We start from the raw sequence: 17,751 nt of genomic DNA, 5'->3' as shown, positions 1-17,751 counted from the left end.
GTGGTCGAACCCCCACAGGAGACGCGGCGTCGCCGGCCGTGCCACAGGGACGTGTGGGACGGCGGTGACCGAGACACCGGAATCTTTACGCACTGAGAGTGAACTGACTGACACCTGGCGTGAGTTCACCTTAAAGTGGGGTTTCGGTACGCGTATTCGATTCGCGCGGTACAGGCGTTCCCCTGAGCATCACGGGTGAGCCCCTGAGGGGGTGTCCGGGGTGGTCCGCGCCGGAGTGCGCGCCTGCCCGCCACCCCCTCGGGAAAAGTGTTTCAACGAGCGGCACCACAGCAGGGTCACGCCCGGTCAACGGCGTGAACACCCCGCCCCGGTCAGCCGATCACCCGGCCGTTCAGGATCACCCGCCGTGGCCCGGCCAGCGCCCTGACGTCCATGCGCGGGTCGTCGTCGTAGACCACGAGGTCCGCCGGAGCGCCCTCTTCCAGTGCCGGGCGGCCCAGCCACGCGCGGGCGCCCCAGGTGGTCGCCGACAGCGCCTGGAGCGGCGGGATGCCCGCCTTGACCAGTTCCGCCACCTCGGCGGCCACCAGGCCGTGCGCCAGCGAACCGCCCGCGTCCGTGCCGACGAAGACAGGGAGACCCGCGTCGTACGCCGACCGCACGGTGTCGTAGCGGCGCTCGTACAGCCGCTTCATATGGGCCGACCACCGGGGGAACTTGTCCTGTCCGCCGGCCGCGAGGTCCGGGAAGGTGGCGATGTTGACCAGCGTCGGCACGATGGCGACGCCGCGCTCCGCGAAGAGCGGGATGGTCTCCTCGGTGAGCCCCGTCGCGTGCTCGATGCAGTCGATGCCCGCCTCGACGAGGTCACGCAGCGAGTCCTCGGCGAAGCAGTGCGCGGTCACCCGCGCGCCCAGCCGGTGCGCCTCGGCGATCGCCGCCTCGACCGCCTCGCGCGGCCAGCACGGCGTCAGGTCTCCCGCCTCGCGGTCGATCCAGTCGCCGACCAGCTTGACCCAGCCGTCGCCGCGCCCGGCCTCCCGGGCGACATGGGCGACCAGGTCCTCGGGCTCGATCTCGTGGGCGTAGTTGCGGATGTAGCGGCGGGTGCGGGCGATGTGCCGGCCTGCCCTGATGATCTTCGGCAGATCGTCACGGTCGTCGATCCAGCGCGTGTCGGAGGGGGACCCGGCGTCGCGCAGCAGCAGCGTGCCGGCGTCCCGGTCGGTGACCGCCTGCTTCTCGCTGGTCGCCGCGTCGACGGCGCCGTGATGGTCGAGCCCGACATGGCAGTGGGCGTCGACCAGTCCGGGCAGGGCCCAGCCGCGTACGGTGACGGCTTCGGCACGCGGGCGTTCGTACGAGATCCGGCCGTCCACGACCCACAGCTCGTCCCGCGCCTCGTGGGGTCCGACGAGCACCCGTCCCTTCACATGCAGCACCGCGTGATCGCTCATGTCGAGCACTGTACGAGGCGCTCGGCAGTCTCTGCCGGGGGCCCTGACACCGGGCGCCCGGGGTCCCCGGGCCGAAGCGCGGCCGACAGGAATTCACCACGTATCCTGTCGACGGCAGGGATGCGAATTCCGTAAATGCGGGGAGTGAATTCACGTGAACAGCTCCCCGCTTTCTGCTGCCCCGGTTCTCCGCCCCTAAACACAAGAATCCGCATGGATCGGCGCGACGATTCCGGCACGTGTCAATGTGATTACCGCCATGTGACAGACACCACACGGAGTCCATTTCGCACAGAAATATCCGGGCAGAACGGTGCGACTGAGCGACACCCGACCACGGCTCTCGCGCCTGCGCGATAACACACAGAGGCAGTCCGTCCAACCCCTTCCCCCGATGCAATTTTGAAATTTGCTCGGTAAATTCAATCCCCATGACCGCCGCACAAGCAGCCATTGTTCTGGACAGCCCGCGAGTGGAGGACGGAGCCGCGATCTGGCGCATTGCCCGCGACTCCGAGGTGTTGGACCTCAATTCCTCGTACAGCTATCTGCTGTGGTGCCGCGACTTCGCTGCGACCTCCCTGGTCGCCCGCGGCGCCGACGGCGAGCCGATCGCGTTCGTCACCGGTTACATCCGGCCGGAGCGCCCGCACACCCTGCTCGTCTGGCAGGTCGCCGTCGACCGCGAGCACCGTGGTCAGGGACTGGCCGGGGTGCTGCTCGACGCGCTCACCGCGCGCCTCGCCGACCGGGGCGTGCACACGGTCGAGACGACCGTCACCCCGGACAACACCGCCTCCGACCGGCTGTTCCGTTCGTACGCCGAGCGTCACAAGGCACCGCTGAGCCGCGAAGTCCTCTTCGACGGAGTGCTGTTCCCCGAGGGAACGCACCTGCCGGAGGTGCTCTACCGCATCGGCCCCGTCAACGCCTGATCCCGGATCCGACACCCCCCACCCAGGAGAGAACGCTGTGACCATCACCCCGCCCGCCCTGAGTGTCTTCGAGACCCTGGAGTCGGAGGTGCGCAGCTACTGCCGCGGCTGGCCGGCCGTGTTCGACCGCGCGCAGGGCAGCTACCTCCACGACGAGGACGGACACACCTACCTCGACTTCTTCGCCGGTGCCGGATCACTCAACTACGGGCACAACAACCCGGTGCTGAAACGCGCGCTGATCGACTACATCGAGCGCGACGGCATCACGCACGGCCTGGACATGGCCACCACCGCGAAGCGCGCGTTCCTGGAGTCGTTCCAGAACGTGGTGCTGCGGCCGCGTGATCTGCCGTACAAGGTCATGTTCCCGGGCCCGACCGGTACCAACGCGGTCGAGTCCGCGCTGAAACTGGCCCGCAAGGTGAAGGGCCGCGAGTCGGTCGTGTCGTTCACCAACGCCTTCCACGGCATGTCGCTCGGCTCGCTCGCCGTGACCGGCAACGCCTTCAAGCGGGCCGGCGCCGGTATCCCGCTGGTGCACGGCACCCCGATGCCGTTCGACAACTACTTCGACGGCCAGGTCCCGGACTTCCTGTGGTTCGAGCGCCTCCTCGAGGACCAGGGCTCCGGGCTCAACAAGCCGGCCGCCGTCATCGTCGAGACGGTCCAGGGCGAGGGCGGCATCAACGTCGCCCGTGCCGAGTGGCTGCGCGCGCTCCAGGAGCTGTGCCACCGCCAGGACATGCTGCTGATCGTCGACGACATCCAGATGGGCTGCGGCCGCACCGGCGGATTCTTCTCCTTCGAGGAGGCGGGCATCGTCCCGGACATCGTCACGCTGTCGAAGTCCATCAGCGGGTACGGACTGCCCATGTCGCTGTGCCTGTTCAAGCCGGAGCTCGACATCTGGGAGCCGGGCGAGCACAACGGCACCTTCCGCGGCAACAACCCCGCCTTCGTCACGGCCGCCGCCGCGCTCAACACCTACTGGGTCGACGGCCAGATGGAGAAGCAGACCCTCGCCCGCGGCGAGCAGGTCGAGCGGGCGCTGCTCGCGATCGTCGACGAACTGGGCGGCGAGGGCGTGAGCTTCCGCGGCCGGGGCCTGGTGTGGGGCATGGAGTTCGAGGACAAGAAGCGCGCTTCGGCGGTCTGCGCCCGCGCCTTCGAGCTGGGTCTGCTGCTGGAGACCTCCGGCCCGGAGAGCGAGGTCGTCAAGCTGCTGCCGCCGCTGACCGTCTCCTCGGACGAGCTGGACGAGGGTCTGCGCATTCTGGCCCGTTCGGTCCGCGAGACCGCCTGACCCGCCCGCAGAACCGGCTGACCCGCCCGACAACACCGAGAAAGGCTTCAACCCACCGTGATCGTCCGATCGTTCAAGGACATCGAGAACACCGAGCGCCATGTGAAGGCCGCTTCCGGCACCTGGGAGAGCAAGCGCATCGTGCTCGCCAAGGAGAAGGTCGGCTTCTCGCTGCACGAGACCGTGCTGTACGCGGGTACGGAGACGTCGATGTGGTACGCGAACCACATCGAGGCCGTGCTCTGCGTCGAGGGCGAGGCGGAGCTGACCAACGACGAGACGGGCGAGACCCACTGGATCGAGCCCGGAACGATGTATCTGCTGGACGGCCATGAGCGCCACACCATGCGCCCCAAGACCGACTTCCGCTGTGTCTGTGTCTTCAACCCGCCCGTCACCGGACGGGAGGACCACGACGAGAACGGCGTCTACCCACTGCTGACCGAGGAGGGCTGAGAGATGACCACCGCACCCGCACGCACCGACCTGTACCCGACCCGGGGCCCGCAGGAGCTGACGACTCCGCGCCGGGACCCGGTCGTGTGGTCGGCGCCCGGCACGCCGGGACCGATCGAGACCTCCGGCCTGATGGCCTTCGAGCGCGACGGGTTCCTCACCGTCGACCAGCTCATCGGCGAGGACGAGGTGGCGGTCTACCGGGCCGAGCTGGACAGACTGGTCAACGACCCGGAGATCCGGGCCGACGAGCGCTCGATCATCGAGCCCACCTCGCAGGACGTCCGGTCGGTCTTCGAGGTGCACAAGCTCAGCGAGCTCTTCGAGGCCCTGGTGCGCGACGAGCGGGTGGTGGGCAGGGCCCGGCAGATCCTCGGCTCTGACGTCTATGTCCACCAGTCCCGTATCAACGTCAAGCCGGGCTTCGGAGCTTCGGGCTTCTACTGGCACTCGGACTTCGAGACCTGGCATGCGGAGGACGGACTGCCGAACATGCGCACCGTGTCCGTCTCGATCGCGCTGACCGAGAACCTCGACACCAACGGCGGCCTGATGATCATGCCCGGGTCGCACCGGACGTTCCTGGGCTGCGCGGGCGAGACGCCGAAGGACAACTACAAGAAGTCGCTGCAGATGCAGGACGCCGGGACGCCGTCCGACGAGGCGCTGACCGCGTTCGCGGACGAGCACGGGATCCGGCTGTTCACCGGCCGGGCAGGGTCGGCCACCTGGTTCGACTGCAACTGCATGCACGGCTCCGGGGACAACATCACCCCGTATCCGCGCAGCAATGTCTTCATCGTGTTCAACAGCGTGGAGAACACGGCGGTGGAGCCGTTCGCGGCACCGGTGCCGCGCCCTGAGTTCATCGGCGCCCGGGACTTCACCCCGGTGCGGTGACAGGCAGTCGTCCATGCGGAAGGGGCCGGTCCTCCCCCGAGGAGACCGGCCCCTTCCGCATGCCAGGACGCGTCAGGCGGTCAGCACCGGGTAGTCGATGTACCCCTTGTCGTCTCCACCGAAGAACGTGGCCGGGTCCGGGGTGTTGTAGGGACCGCCGGCCCTGAGCCGCGCCGGAAGGTCCGGGTTGGCGAGGAACATCACGCCGTAGGAGACCAGGTCGGCGATGCCGTCCTCGATAAGGGCGAGCGCGCCGGGGCCGGTCGGCCCGTCCGTCGCCGCGTTGAGGACGATCGTGCCGGAGAAGTGCTTGCGCAGCTCGACGGTGAGTTCCCGCAGCTCCGGAGCGCCCTCGAGGATGTGCAGATAGGCGAGGCCGAGCGGCTCGAGCTGGTCGACGAGCGCGGTGTAGACGGCCCCGGGCTCGGGCTCGTCGATGTCGTTGTACAGGTTGGACGGCGAGATCCGCAGCGCGGTGTGCTCCGCGCCGATCGCGTCGGCGACGGCCTTGGTGACCTCGACGGCGAAGCGGATGCGGTTCTCGTCGGTGCCGCCCCACTCGTCGGTGCGGGTGTTGGTGTTGGGGGCCAGGAACTGGTGGATGAGGTAGCCGTTGGCACCGTGCAGCTCGACGCCGTCGAAGCCGGCCTCCACGGCGTTACGGGCGGCGGCGGCGAAGTCGGCGATCGTCGCCCGTACCTCCTCGCCGGTCAGCTCCTTCGGCGTGATGAAGTCCTTGGGGCCCTCGTGCGTGAAGACCTGCCCCGCGGCGGCGACGGCGGAAGGGGCGACCGGGACGAGTCCGTCCGGCAGCAGCACGGGGTGGCCGATCCGGCCCGCGTGCATGATCTGGGCGAAGATCGTGCCGCCGGCGGCGTGCACGGCGTCGGTGACCTCGCGCCACGCGGCGATCTGCTCGTCGCTGTGCAGGCCCGGGGTGTCGGGGTAGCCCTGGCCGACGACGGAGGGCTGGATGCCCTCGGTGATGATCAGGCCGGCCGAGGCGCGCTGGGCGTAGTACTCGGCGACCGAGGGGGTCGGTGACAGGCCGGGGCCGTGGGCGCGGCTGCGGGTCATCGGGGCCATGGCGATGCGGTTGGCGAGCTTCTTGCCGCCGAGCTGGATCGGGTCGAATGCGGTGGTCATGGGAACCCCCAGAAAGATTTATGTGGTCGGCCAAGTATTGGCTCGGGAGCCACTGTAACCCATTAATTGGCCGACCAAGGTAAAATGTGGAGATGGGCTGATCGCAGTAGCTTGGGGCAGCGGCCCGCACGCCCCCGGCCTCACCTGATCCACCCGCTGCTCCACAGGACCGAGGAGGTCACGATGACCGCCGTACCCCAGGCGCAGGGCGACCCCGTCTGCGACGCCCTGCCCCATGCCGCCCGCGGCGGCCCGGTCAGCCATGCACTCTCCCGGGTCGCGCGGCTCCACCGGATCGCGGCCGGCAAGCTGCTCAAGGACCTCGGCCTCTACCCCGGCCAGGAGTTCTTGATGATGCAGCTGTGGGGTGCGGGCCCCGTGCGCCAGTCCGAGCTGATCAAGGCTGTGGACCTCGATCCTTCGACGGTCACCAAGATGCTCCAGCGCCTGGAGCAGACCGGCCACGTACGTCGCCGCCCGGACCCGGACGACCGCCGCGCCGTCGTCGTCGAGGCGACGGAACGCAGCTGCGCGCTGCTCGCGGACATGTCGGCGGCCTGGACGGAGCTGGAGCAGCACACACTGGCCGGCCTCGACGAGAACGAGCGCCGGGAGCTGGCCCGGCTACTGGGCAAGGTCGAGGCAAGTCTGTGCACGGAGACTGCGGGCTGCCCCGACCTGAAGTGCTGAAGTACGTGGGGAAGCCACAGGCGGACACGTTCGTCGTCCGACCTCTGCCGCTTGGCCAAGCCCCAGACAGCGGATGGCTGACGGGAGGGAGAAGGCCACACGCCTCTCCCCCGGCCCGGTTTCGCGGCCCGCACCCTGCTCAAAGGGTGCGGGCCGCCGTCGTTTGCGCGGGGTCACTCAAGGGGGAGCGCCGGGGACAGAAGGGCTCCCCGACGTCCGGCCTGCCGTTGACGCGGGTCGCAAGATGCCGGCTGCGCTCGTGATCGCGGTGCCTAGCCGGCCAGGCGCTCCAGGACCCGGTCCACGTCGGCCGCCGAGTTGTAGAGGTGGAACGCTGCGCGCAGGTTGCCCGCGCGGTGGGCCACGACGATGCCCGCGCGGGCCAGCTCGGGCACGCGGTCCCCGAGCCCCGGTACGGCGACGATCGCCGAGTCGCCCGGCAGCGGCTCGTGCCCCAGATCCGTGAGTCCCGCCCTGAACTGCCGGGCGAGCTCCGTGTCATGGGCGTGGACCGCCTCGATCCCGATCTCCTCCAGCAGCGTCAGGGACTGCCCGGCCGCGTGGTACGCGAGGTAGGCGGGGGACTCGTCGTAGCGGCGGGCCGAGTGCGCGAGCTCCTCGATCGGGCCGTACAGCGTCTCGCTCTCGCCGGCGAAGGGCCCGGCATGAAGGGGCGGCAGTGACTTCTGCGCCTCCTCCGTCACGGTCAGGAAGGAGACACCGCGCGGGCAGAGCAGGAATTTGAACGCGCCGGTGATCGTGAAGTCCCACGCTCCCGCGTCCAGCGGCAGCCAGCCCGCGGACTGGCTGGCGTCGACGAGCGTACGAGCCCCGTGCGCGGCCGCGGCCGCCCGTACCGCTGCCAGGTCGGCGACCCGGCCGTCGGACGACTGCACGGACGAGAAGGCCACCAGCGCGGTGCCGGGCCGTACCGCCTCGGCCAGCGCCTCCAGTGGCGCGTAGCGCAGCTTGAGGTCGCCGCGCACGGCGAACGGCGTGATCACGGAGGCGTACTCGCCCTCCGGGAACAGGACCTCCGCACCAGGTGGCAGCGAGGCCGCGATCAGTCCCACATGCACCGCGACCGAGCCGCCGCAGGCGACCCGGTCCTCGTGCACTCCGGCGATCCGGGCGAAGGACCCGCGTACGGCGTTCATCACGGCGTAGTCGCCGGCGCCGCCGGGCCGCCCGGCGGCCAGCTCCTCGGCGAGGGTGCTCACCGCCCGCACGGCCCGGCGCGGCAACCGGCCGCAGCTCGCCGTGTTCAGATACGTCGTCGTGGGCGGGAACTCGACATCGACCAGTGCCTGAAGCATCGTCATGAGATCACCCTGCGGTCCGGCCTCGCCCGGGGTCAATCGCGAATTGCTGCGGTCCACTGTTCAGCGCCGCTCAACAGTCCGCCGCCGTCAGGCCGTGGCCTGCGGTACCTCGCACGCGCCGTCGGCGTCACAGGCGGCCGCGTCCGTACCGATCGGGGTGATCACCCGGCCCTGCCATGCCTGCTCCAGTGCCTTGGTGAAGACCTCGGCGGGCTGGCCGCCCGAGACCCCGTAGCGGCGGTCCAGTACGAAGAAGGGCACCCCGGTCGCGCCGAGTTCCGCGGCCTCGCGCTCGTCGGCGCGCACCGCGTCGGCGTACGCCGTCTCGTCGGCGAGAACGTCCCGGACCTCCTGCTCGTCCAGACCGGCCTCCACCGCGAGCGTGACCAGAACCTCCGGGTCGAAGACGGACCGCTCCTCCGCGAAATTCGCCCGGTAGGCGAGGTCCAGCAGCTGGTCCTGGCGGCCACGGGCCTTGGCCAGGTGCAGCAGCCGGTGGATGTCGAAGGTGTTGCCGTGATCACGGCCCTCGGTGCGGTACGTCAGTCCCTCGGAGCGCGCGTTGGAGGCGACGTGCTCCTCCATGGCCCGCGCCTCGTCGAGCGTGCGGCCGTACTTCTTGGCCAGCATCTCGACCACCGGAGCTGTGTCGTGCTTGGCCCGGCCGGGGTCGAGCTCGAAGGAGCGGTGGACCACCTCGACGTCGTCGCGATGGGCGAATGCCGCGAGTCCCTGCTCGAAGCGTGCCTTCCCGATGTAGCACCAGGGACATGCGATGTCGCTCCAGATCTCGACGCGCATCTTCTTCATCACTCCAGGGTCGTCCGTTGCGCGGAGGCCGCCTCCGCCATGGCGTGAACGCGCACGGGGACCGCGTCATTCCGCCGCGGACGGCAGTGTGAGGTGCGGCACGAACCGGCCCAGGCACCGGGGGCGGGCGCGATGCAGGGTCCGTGCGGGTTCCCGGAATCACGGACCTGGGGGCGGCGGACGGGGTGGTGGCGACCTCGACGCAGTCGCGCGGTGACCGGGTCCCGGTCGTCCGGGACCCGGCGGAGGGGGAATCGGGACGCAGGCTGCTGCCGGCCGGGGCGCTCGCGGACCGGTGGGGCGTGAACGCCGGGCTGCCTCCCTGCAGGACGGTCCGGGCGGAACCCGATCCGTCGTCGCTGTGACCGGCACCCGGAGAGCCGGGATGCGGGGTTCCGGGAGATCCCGACCAAAGAACCCTCGGTAGAGAACCAACCAACCGGACCAAACCCGCGCGAGTCACCCACACGGGTGATCTGCTCCAACTGGGCTGGCGCATATGCCACTTCGCGAAGCAGGCTCGGCACGACAACCCCATACAGGCGACGGCACCCGGCCGGGACTCGCAATCCCGATCGAGGGCCTGACCACCCGAGGAAGTTGAGGCTTCCCTGATGGCTGAGCAGCAGCTCAACGCGCCCCCGCGCGCGCTTTCCGTCGTTCACGAAACGACGACCGGCGTGATCCAGGTGCGCGAGCACCAGCCCGACCGGTACACGATCGCCGGCAACCACCTTGCGCAGCATGCCGAGTTGTCGCTGACCGCGATCGGGCTCGCGACGTACATCCTGTCGCTGCCCGACGGGTCGCAGGTGGACATCAGGACGCTGGCGGAGAGGTTCCCCGAGGGCAGGGACCGGATCACGGCGGCACTGAAGGAGCTCGAGGAACACGGCTACCGTGCAGCAGGTCCTGGTGCGTATGCCCAGAGGGCGGCTGGTGACGCGGACGTACGCCTTCGACGACCCCGAGGCTCGGCCTGACGGTCCTGTGGCCTGCGCCCGTCGGGTCGCGCAGCAGGCGGCCCGGCGGCGCCGGCCGCCACCAGGTCGGGTACGCCCACGGGGCCGGGCGACGAGTGTCGTGAAGCGGCGTGCGAACCCGGCCCGGGAGAGTCCGGCGCGGCAGCCCAGGTCCTCGGCCGCCCAGGGGCGGACCGGTCCAGGCCTCAGCCGGGAAGTACACCCTTCACCGCGGTCAGCGGGACGACCTCGGAGGACGGCGGGGCGGACGCGGTGACCGGCTTGCCGAAGTCCGACAGGGTCATCGTCACCTCGGACTTGACGCTGCTGGTGAACGACAGGCGCACGCGTACGGCCCGCCCCTCGCCGTCGACCCACGCGTCCGCGAAGACGGGGATCTCGCTGCCGAGCAGATCGCGCATCTCGTCGGCCTTGCTCCGCGCGCTCTTCGCCAGTCGAAGCGTGAGCGTCGCATGGTCGATCGTGCCGCGGTAGTGCGTGGCCGGTACGCCGTTCACCTTCTCGTCGCCGAGCTTCGAGACCCGGCGCATCGCGGCCACCTGCTTCAGTGTGTGCTCGGGATCGTTGAGCGGCGCGCGCAGCATGTAGTGGCCCTCGGCCTTGTCACGGGGCATCGACCCCCACGTGTCCTCCAGCCCCTGCACGCCTCGCAGGTAGACGTTCCCGTCCGCGAAGACCTCGTCGAGATGGCTGATGGCCCCGCCCGGTAGGTCGACGGCGAGCCTGCCCTTGTCCGCGGCCAGGTCGAATCCGCCGGCCACGGTGATGGTGTAGGTCTTGGTGCCGTCGCCCGTCTCGATCTTTTTCTCGATCCGGGCGGTGGTCCGCCCCGTCGCGGCGATCGCCGTCCGTACCGCCCGCCCGTGGTCCGCGGCCGGGGCGGACGACTTTCCGGCACCGTCCGCGGCGTCCTCGTCCGGGTCTCCTGAACAGCCCGCGCACAGCAGTACGGCAGCGCAGAGCAGCGTGATGGAACGTCGCAACGAGTCTCCCCCGAGGAATCACGGTGTTCTCAACGGCGCATCCCCGCCCTTGCGGCGGCACGAGCCGTCCCCCGTGTCTGCTGCCATCCTAACGGGGAGCGATCACAGGGCAGTTCCGATTTTCCGTCAGGGGCGGGGTGGACCGTGCCGTTGCTCAGGACCCGTCGCGCAACCCCGCAGGCCAGCTCGGGCGGTACTCGATGCGGTCGAAGGTCACCACACACCCCTCCCCCACCGGCGACTGGGCCCCGAATCCGACCAGTGCCGCGCCCGCCTGCTCCTCGTCGCCCAGCGCGAAGATACGCACGAAGGTCCACTGCTCGCCGTCGGTCGACGCGTGGAAGGCGAACGCCTTGCCGGTGCGGCTGACCCGCAGCCACACGCTGTCGCCCTCCACCACGAAGGAATTGGCGTCGTCGGAGTGACCGCGGGTGACGACCGTGCACACGGTGGGCCTGTCCGGGGACAGCTCCAGGCAGAGTTTGGCCCACTCCCTCTCACCGACGTGCACATAGAGCACGCCGGCGTCGAAGGCGGTTGCGAAGCCGACCTTGGCCCGGGCGAGCAGCTGGAAGTCGCCCTCCGGTGCGCCGAGCAGGCGTGGCGCGTCGGAGGCCGGGTCCAGGGCGTGGCCGGTGGGAGGGACGAAACGGTCCTGCCGGGGCCCGGCCCAGGCGGTCAGTACGCCGTCCTCGTGCGTCCAGTCGGCCTCGGGCCCGTACGCCCGCAGAGGGAAGGGAAGTTCGGGCAGTTTCACATCCATGCGGTTCAGTGTTCCAGGCGCCCGTCCACGCGGCGCGGAAGTCCGAGCGGGTTGTCGTCGCGCAGCTCGGGCGGCAGCAGTGCCGCAGGGGTGGTCTGGTAGGTGACCGGGCGCAGCCAGCGCTCGATCGCGGTGGCGCCGACCGAGGTGGAGGTGGAGGTGGTGGCCGGGTAGGGGCCGCCGTGGTGCTGGGCGGGTGCGACGGCGACTCCGGTGGGCCAGCCGCCGACGAGGACACGTCCGGCGAGCGGGGTGAGTTCGGCCAGCAGCTCGGCGCCGCGGCCCTCGCCCGCCGCCTCGGCGCCCGAGAGGTGCAGGGTGGCGGTGAGATTGCCGGTCAGACGCCGGAGTACGGCGGTGATCTCGGCGCAGGAGTCGTAGCGCGCGACCACGGTGACCGGGCCGAAGCACTCCTCCAGCAGCAGATCGTGGTCTCCCGCCCCGGCCAGCAGCCGCGCCGGGACGGTGAGGAACCCCGCGCTGACGGTGTGGTCCCCACCCGCCCCTGGGGTGACGGGTGCGTCGACGTCCGCGAGTGCGGCCCGTGCGCGCACCCCGGTGACGAAGGCGTCGCGCATCCTGCGGTCGAGCATCACCCCGGGTTCGGTCTCGCTTATGGCGCCGGTCAGGGCCTTGACGACCCGGTCGCCCGCGTCGCCTGCGGGGGCGAGGACGAAGCCGGGCTTGGTGCAGAACTGGCCTTCGCCGAGTGTCATGGAGCCGGCGAGGCCGGTGCCGAGCTGCTCGGCGGCCTCCTCTGCGGCGGCCTCGGTGATCACGACGGGGTTGAGCGAGCCCAGTTCGCCGTGGAAGGGGATGGGGGCGGGGCGTGCGGCCGCGGCGTCGAACAGGGCGCGGCCGCCGCGTACGGAACCTGTGAAGCCGGCCGCCGTGACCAGCGGATGCCGTACGAGTTCGACGCCCGCCTCGAAGCCGTGGACGAGGACCACGACGTCCTCGGACAGTCCGGCCCGATGAGCGGCCCGGCGCAGGACCGAGGCGCACAGTTCAGCGGTGGCGGGATGGTCGGGGTGGGCCTTGACCACGACGGGGCAGCCTGCCGCGAGGGCACTGGCGGTGTCGCCGCCCGGTACCGAGAAGGCGAGGGGGAAGTTACTGGCCGCGTAGACGGCGACGACGCCGAGCGGGACCTTGTAGCGGCGCAGATCCGGCCAGGGCGGGGTGCGGCCGGCATCCGCGTGGTCGATGCGGATGTCGAGAAAGGCTCCCTCGTCCACGACATCGGCGAAGGCGCGCAACTGGGCGGCGGTGCGGGCGAGTTCGCCGTTCAGCCGGACCGGCCCGAGAGCGGTCTCGGCGTCGGCCGCCTCGATGACATGGTCGCGTGTTTCCTCGAGCAGCTCGGCGGCGGTGCGCAGCAGGCGTGCGCGTGCGCCGCGGTCGGCGAGCGCGGGTCGGGCCGCGTGCGCGGCGCGGACGGCCCGGTCGACCTCCCCGGATGTGGACTCCACGGCGACCTGCTCCCGCGGCTTCCCGGTACGGGGGTCGACACTCCAGACTGGTGCTGCTGCCACCGCGGCTTCCTTCCAGGTCCACTGCCCATGTCTACCGCCGGGTCTGCTGACCCGGTCCGCTGCCCAGCCACCGGAGCGTTCGGTATTCTGAACACAGTTCCCGGTGGTGAATATCTGTGGGGACTCTATTTCCGGGCGTTCTGCGCGGTCAAGAAGGGGCGAAGGCGATGTCAGCGGTCGATTCCGGTGGGGCACAGGTCAAGTCCGCGGTGCGGACGGTCGAGTTGCTCGAATACTTCGCCGGGCGCCCCGGCATGCACTCGCTCGCCGCGGTCCAGGAGGCCGTGGGTTACCCCAAGTCCAGCCTCTACATGCTGCTGCGCACCCTGGTCGAGCTCGGCTGGGTGGAGACGGACGCCACCGGCACCCGGTACGGCATCGGCGTCCGGGCGCTGCTCGTCGGCACCTCCTACATCGACGGTGACGAGGTCGTCGCCGCCGCCCGGCCCACCCTGGACCGGCTCTCCGACGACACCACGGAGACCATTCACCTCGCCCGGCTGGACGGCACCAATGTCGTGTATCTGGCCACCCGGCAGTCTCAGCACTATCTGCGCCCCTTCACCCGCGTCGGACGCAGGCTGCCCGCCCACTCCACCTCGCTCGGCAAGGCGCTGCTGGCCACCTACAGCGACGAGCAGGTACGCAAGATGCTGCCCGAGACACTTGCGCCGCTGACCGAGCACACGATCACCGACCGCGAGAAGCTCATCGAGGAACTGCATCTCGTCCGCGAGCAGGGCTATGCGGTGGACCGCGAGGAGAACACCCTCGGGCTGCGCTGCTTCGGTGTCGCGATCCCTTACCGCACCCCCGCCCGCGACGCCATCAGCTGCTCGGTTCCGGTGGCCCGGCTCACTCCCGCCCATGAGCAGATGATCAAGGATGCGCTGTTCGACGCCCGGGACCGGCTCGCCCTCGCCACCCGGAGGCTCTGACCCCGATGGCCACCACGTTCATCACGCTGCGCGAGGTGCACGACACCGACCTGCCGGTCTTCTTCCGGCACATGAACGACCCCGAGTCGAACCGGATCGCTGCCTTCACCAGCGAGGACCCCTCGGACCGGGCCGCCTTCGAGGCCCACTGGGCACGGATCCGGGCGTCCGAGGACGTCATCCGCACCGTGCTCGCCGACGGCGTGGTCGTCGGCCACACCGCGGTGTACGGGCCGCCCGATTTCCGCGAGGTCACCTACTTCATCGACCGGGCGTACTGGGGGCGGGGCGTGGCAACGGCCGCGCTGAGCGGCCTGCTCGACGTCGTACCTACGCGTCCGCTGCACGCGCGGGCCGCGGCCGACAACAAGGGATCCATACGCGTCCTGGAGAAGTGCGGATTCACCGTCACCGGCCACGACCGGGGCTTCGCGAACGCCCGCGGCGAGGAGATCGACGAACTGGTGCTCACCCTCGTGCGGTGAGAAGCGGTACCCCTCCTCCGCCGCACGGCGGAGGAGGATCGTCGTTGCGCAGGAGGTGCGCGGGCGCCCGCGCGACGAGCGTGGACGCCATGACACCGACACCGCTCTCCGCCGCCCCCGACGAGCTGCTTCCCGTACGGTCCCGCCCCTGGCGCTCCGCGCTGCGCGCCCTCGCGATCGCCGCCTGCGTTCCCTATCTCTCCCTCAAGGTCGCCTGGATCACCGGCAGCCGGATCGGCATCCCCGACGGCAGCATGCTGCTGGACCACCCCCGGCTGGTGCTCGTGGCCAACAGCGTCACGGTGGTGATGGACACCGGGGTCGTGGTCCTCGCCCTGCTGCTGACCCGGCCCTGGGGGCTGCGCGTGCCGGCCTGGCTGCTGGGTGTGCCGGCATGGGGAGCGACCGGGCTGCTGCTGCCCATCATGACCGGCTTTCCGATGCAGTTGCTGGCCACCGCCCTCGGAGGCACCACTGCACAGGACTCGTCCCAACGGCCGTTCCTCGACGAGTGGGTGTTCGGGGTGGTCTACGGCGGATTCATCCTCCAGGGCCTCGCTCTCGGCGCCCTGGCCGTGCTCTATGCCAGGGATCGCTGGGGGCACCTGTGGCGCGGGACGATGTGGGAACTGCCGTCGAGGGCGACCGGCCCTGCCGTGCGGACCTGGGCCGTACTCGGCTCGCTCATCGCGCTGTTCCCGGCCCTCATGCATCTGCTGTGGGCCGCCGGATCGACCGTGGCGCTCTCCCCCGGCCGTGCCGCCGAACGCACCACCGACTTCTACCTGCTTGAGGGCGTCCGGTTCGCCTTCGTGGCCGTGGCCTGCGCGGGGGCTCTGATGCTCGCGTTCCGCCGCCGCCCCTGGCTGCCGGTGAGGCTCCCGCTCGCCATGGCCTGGGCCGGGGCGAGCACGCTCGGCGCCTGGGGCGGCTGGCTGCTGCTCACCTCGCTGATGCCCGTGGCCGATGCCGCGAACGATGCCTCGTGGTTGATGACGCTGACCTACGCTGGTGAGATGATCTCCGGCCTCCTGCTGACGGCGGGCGTCGTGTGTGTGCTCCGGCGGCGCGGCGCGTGACGAGGTCCGGTGCTTTCTGGGGAGTGGCCGGCCGGGCCCTGTTCGGGGTCCGGGCCAGGCTCCGCTGGGTTCATCTGGTGCTCGGCGGGGCACTGTTGATGCCGTTCTGGCTGGTGGGCACCGTGGTGGTGGGGCCCGTTGTCGGCGCGGACGGCGTGTTCTCCGAGTCGCCTGCCCTGCAGTTCGGCGCGTACGCCGTCGCCCTGCCGCTCGCGGCGACAGCGGCGGCCCTGTTCCCGCTCACCCGACCGCTGTCCGTGAGTGTGGCCCGAGCACTGACGGGGGTGCCGGCAGAGCGGTTCGCGGAGGGGCCCGCGCGCAGCAGGGCGGCGCGGGTACGGACCTCTGCCTGGTTCACGCTCCATGCGGGGCTCGGCGCCCTGGTCAGCGGGGCTTCCCTCGCCCTGCCGCCGTTCGCGGTGAGCCTGATGCTGGTGCCGTTCTTCCCGGGACTGCGGGACTCGCTCCGGTTGTCCGGCCACCAGGCATGGCAGCTGGCCCTGCTCCCGGTCGCCGGAATCGGAATGCTGCTCGCGCTCGCGGCCTGCTCGGCGGCGGCCGGGGCCCTGCTCGCCCGCCGGGCGCCGCTGCTGCTCGGCCCGACCCCCGCGGACCGGCTGGCGGCGGCCGAACGACGGGCCACCGAACTCGCCGAACGCAACCGTCTCGCCCGCGAGTTGCACGACAGTGTCGGCCATGCCCTCAGCGCCGTCACCCTGCAGGCGGGCGCGGCCCGCAAGGTGCTGGACACCGATGTGGAGTTCGTGCGGGAGGCGCTGGCCGCGATCGAGGAGACCGCGCGGCGCACCGTGGGCGAACTGGACTCCGTACTGGGCCTGTTGCGCCAGGACGACGACGCGGGCGGCCCGCCGGTCACCACCGGCCCCGCCCTGGACGCGCTGGACGGTCTGCTGTCACGCAGCGGCGTGCCGGTCGCGCTCAACGTCGACGGCGAGCTCGCGGCCGTGCCCGCTACCGTCTCCCGCGAGGCGTACCGCATCGTCCAGGAGGGGCTGAGCAACGCCCTGCGGCATGCCGGGCGGTCCCCCGTATCCCTGTGGATCACCGTGCACGGCAAGAAGGTGGAGGTCACGATGGAGAATCCGCTGCCCGACCGGGCACCGGTCGAACGCCCGGGCGGCGGCCGCGGGGTGCGCGGTATCACCGAGCGGGCCGCGCTGCTCGGGGGGCGGGCCGAGGCCGGCCCCGACGGCGCGGTGTGGCGGCTGTCCGCGCGGCTGCCCCTGGACGGCCGGCGATGAGCGCGATCCGGGTGGTGCTCGCCGACGACGAGCGCATGGTCCGTACGGCGCTGCGCGTCATCCTCGACGCCGAGCCCGACCTCGAGGTCGTCGGCGAGGCGGCGACGGGCGCGGAGGCGGTGTCGGTGGTACGCGAGCTGCGCCCGGACGTGGTCCTGATGGATGTGCGGATGCCGGAGATCGACGGGATCCGGGCGAGTGAGCAGATACTGGGCACGCTGGCGGAGCCTCCGCGGATCGTGGTGGTGACGACCTTCGAGAACGACGCGTACGTGTACGAGGCGCTGCGCGCCGGAGCGGCCGGGTTCCTGCTCAAGCGGGCCGCCGTGGAGGAACTGGTGCAGGCGGTCCGGCTGGTCGCGCGCAGTGACTCGCTGCTCTTCCCCGCGGCCGTGCGCTCGCTGGCCGCCGAGTACGGCCGCCGCGAGCCCGCCCCGGCCCCTGCGTGGGCCGCGCGGCTGACCGAGCGGGAGGCGCAGGTGCTGCGGCTGATGGCGACCGGCCTGACGAACGCGGAGATCGCCGGCCGGATGGGGGTGGGTCCCGCGACCACCAAGACGCATGTGGCATCGGTGCTGGCGAAGACGGGCGCCCGGGACCGTACACAGGCGGTGATCGCGGCGTACGAGACGGGGTTCATCTCGCCCCGCTGACCGGGCCGCCGCGTGCCGTTCCGGCCCCCTCCGAGATGAGAAAGTCCTGAGAAGGGCGGAGGCGGGGAACGGCCGTCCGGCGGCGCT

The 17,751-nt window shown here is 70.8% G+C and carries 19 protein-coding genes; 12 read left to right on the top strand and 7 right to left on the bottom strand.

Annotation, left to right across the window (positions count from 1 at the left end; all coding sequences use genetic code 11):
• Positions 1-332: 332 nt before the first annotated feature.
• A complete protein-coding gene (locus tag ABZ208_RS28890) occupies positions 333-1,418 on the bottom strand; it encodes an amidohydrolase family protein (RefSeq protein WP_356912379.1) in 1,086 nt (361 codons plus the stop codon).
• Positions 1,419-1,849: 431 nt separating this feature from the next.
• On the opposite strand from ABZ208_RS28890, the gene ectA reads away from it, so the two are divergent.
• The 4 genes from ectA to thpD are packed head-to-tail and all read left to right on the top strand — an operon-like array spanning position 1,850 to position 5,015.
• A complete protein-coding gene (gene ectA / locus ABZ208_RS28885; protein WP_328402113.1) occupies positions 1,850-2,353 on the top strand; it encodes a diaminobutyrate acetyltransferase in 504 nt (167 codons plus the stop codon).
• A gap of 37 nt (positions 2,354-2,390) precedes the next feature.
• Positions 2,391-3,659 (top strand): diaminobutyrate--2-oxoglutarate transaminase, encoded by a 1,269-nt coding sequence (gene ectB / locus ABZ208_RS28880; protein WP_356912378.1) that lies wholly within the window; start codon positions 2,391-2,393, stop codon positions 3,657-3,659.
• A gap of 57 nt (positions 3,660-3,716) precedes the next feature.
• Positions 3,717-4,115, top strand: a complete 399-nt coding sequence (locus ABZ208_RS28875) for an ectoine synthase (protein ID WP_328402109.1) — start codon at positions 3,717-3,719, stop codon at positions 4,113-4,115.
• A 3-nt stretch (positions 4,116-4,118) separates the two neighbouring features.
• Entirely contained in the window at positions 4,119-5,015 is an 897-nt protein-coding gene (gene thpD, locus ABZ208_RS28870) for an ectoine hydroxylase (protein WP_356912377.1), read from the top strand.
• A gap of 72 nt (positions 5,016-5,087) precedes the next feature.
• Here the strand turns inward: thpD and ABZ208_RS28865 are convergent, their stop codons facing one another.
• Positions 5,088-6,161 carry an alkene reductase gene (locus ABZ208_RS28865; protein WP_356912376.1) on the bottom strand — a complete coding sequence of 358 codons (1,074 nt, stop codon included), beginning with the start codon at positions 6,159-6,161 and terminating at the stop codon, positions 5,088-5,090.
• A 183-nt stretch (positions 6,162-6,344) separates the two neighbouring features.
• On the opposite strand from ABZ208_RS28865, the gene ABZ208_RS28860 reads away from it, so the two are divergent.
• The gene (locus tag ABZ208_RS28860) at positions 6,345-6,851 is read left to right on the top strand and encodes a MarR family winged helix-turn-helix transcriptional regulator (protein ID WP_356912375.1); all 507 of its coding nucleotides are present in this window, start codon (positions 6,345-6,347) and stop codon (positions 6,849-6,851) included.
• A gap of 272 nt (positions 6,852-7,123) precedes the next feature.
• On the opposite strand, the gene ABZ208_RS28855 is transcribed toward ABZ208_RS28860, so the two are convergent.
• Both ABZ208_RS28855 and ABZ208_RS28850 read right to left on the bottom strand, forming a co-directional pair.
• Complete coding sequence (locus ABZ208_RS28855) at positions 7,124-8,173, bottom strand: aminotransferase class V-fold PLP-dependent enzyme (RefSeq protein ID WP_356912374.1); 1,050 nt, start codon at positions 8,171-8,173, stop codon at positions 7,124-7,126.
• 87 nt (positions 8,174-8,260) lie between these two features.
• Complete coding sequence (locus ABZ208_RS28850) at positions 8,261-8,974, bottom strand: DsbA family oxidoreductase (protein ID WP_356912416.1); 714 nt, start codon at positions 8,972-8,974, stop codon at positions 8,261-8,263.
• Positions 8,975-9,126: 152 nt separating this feature from the next.
• On the opposite strand from ABZ208_RS28850, the gene ABZ208_RS28845 reads away from it, so the two are divergent.
• Together ABZ208_RS28845 and ABZ208_RS28840 are read left to right on the top strand one after the other, a co-directional pair.
• Complete coding sequence (locus tag ABZ208_RS28845) at positions 9,127-9,348, top strand: hypothetical protein (protein ID WP_356912373.1); 222 nt, start codon at positions 9,127-9,129, stop codon at positions 9,346-9,348.
• 249 nt (positions 9,349-9,597) lie between these two features.
• Complete coding sequence (locus tag ABZ208_RS28840) at positions 9,598-9,966, top strand: helix-turn-helix domain-containing protein (RefSeq protein ID WP_356912372.1); 369 nt, start codon at positions 9,598-9,600, stop codon at positions 9,964-9,966.
• A gap of 185 nt (positions 9,967-10,151) precedes the next feature.
• Here the strand turns inward: ABZ208_RS28840 and ABZ208_RS28835 are convergent, their stop codons facing one another.
• The 3 genes from ABZ208_RS28835 to ABZ208_RS28825 all read right to left on the bottom strand — a co-directional run bounded on the left by ABZ208_RS28835 (position 10,152) and on the right by ABZ208_RS28825 (position 13,247).
• On the bottom strand, positions 10,152-10,949 hold the full coding sequence (locus ABZ208_RS28835) for an LppX_LprAFG lipoprotein (protein ID WP_356912371.1): 798 nt from the start codon (positions 10,947-10,949) through the stop codon (positions 10,152-10,154).
• Positions 10,950-11,103: 154 nt separating this feature from the next.
• Complete coding sequence (locus ABZ208_RS28830) at positions 11,104-11,712, bottom strand: DUF1349 domain-containing protein (RefSeq protein ID WP_356912370.1); 609 nt, start codon at positions 11,710-11,712, stop codon at positions 11,104-11,106.
• Positions 11,713-11,717: 5 nt separating this feature from the next.
• The gene (locus ABZ208_RS28825) at positions 11,718-13,247 is read right to left on the bottom strand and encodes an aldehyde dehydrogenase (NADP(+)) (RefSeq protein WP_356912369.1); all 1,530 of its coding nucleotides are present in this window, start codon (positions 13,245-13,247) and stop codon (positions 11,718-11,720) included.
• Positions 13,248-13,414: 167 nt separating this feature from the next.
• On the opposite strand from ABZ208_RS28825, the gene ABZ208_RS28820 reads away from it, so the two are divergent.
• The 5 genes from ABZ208_RS28820 (at position 13,415) to ABZ208_RS28800 (ending at position 17,664) form a co-directional block, all read left to right on the top strand.
• Positions 13,415-14,185, top strand: a complete 771-nt coding sequence (locus ABZ208_RS28820; RefSeq protein WP_356912368.1) for an IclR family transcriptional regulator — start codon at positions 13,415-13,417, stop codon at positions 14,183-14,185.
• A 5-nt stretch (positions 14,186-14,190) separates the two neighbouring features.
• On the top strand, positions 14,191-14,670 hold the full coding sequence (locus ABZ208_RS28815) for a GNAT family N-acetyltransferase (protein ID WP_356912367.1): 480 nt from the start codon (positions 14,191-14,193) through the stop codon (positions 14,668-14,670).
• An 89-nt stretch (positions 14,671-14,759) separates the two neighbouring features.
• Positions 14,760-15,749, top strand: a complete 990-nt coding sequence (locus tag ABZ208_RS28810) for a hypothetical protein (RefSeq protein ID WP_356912366.1) — start codon at positions 14,760-14,762, stop codon at positions 15,747-15,749.
• Positions 15,746-17,011 carry a histidine kinase gene (locus ABZ208_RS28805; RefSeq protein WP_356912365.1) on the top strand — a complete coding sequence of 422 codons (1,266 nt, stop codon included), beginning with the start codon at positions 15,746-15,748 and terminating at the stop codon, positions 17,009-17,011. The genes ABZ208_RS28810 and ABZ208_RS28805 overlap by 4 nt, the downstream gene beginning before the upstream one ends.
• Positions 17,008-17,664, top strand: a complete 657-nt coding sequence (locus ABZ208_RS28800; RefSeq protein WP_356912364.1) for a response regulator transcription factor — start codon at positions 17,008-17,010, stop codon at positions 17,662-17,664. Before ABZ208_RS28805 ends, ABZ208_RS28800 begins: the two co-directional genes overlap by 4 nt.
• Positions 17,665-17,751 lie beyond the last annotated feature (87 nt).

This window comes from Streptomyces sp. NPDC006208, from assembly GCF_040613775.1.
Classification (GTDB): domain Bacteria; phylum Actinomycetota; class Actinomycetes; order Streptomycetales; family Streptomycetaceae; genus Streptomyces.
This window is presented reverse-complemented; position numbering and strand designations above follow the sequence as displayed.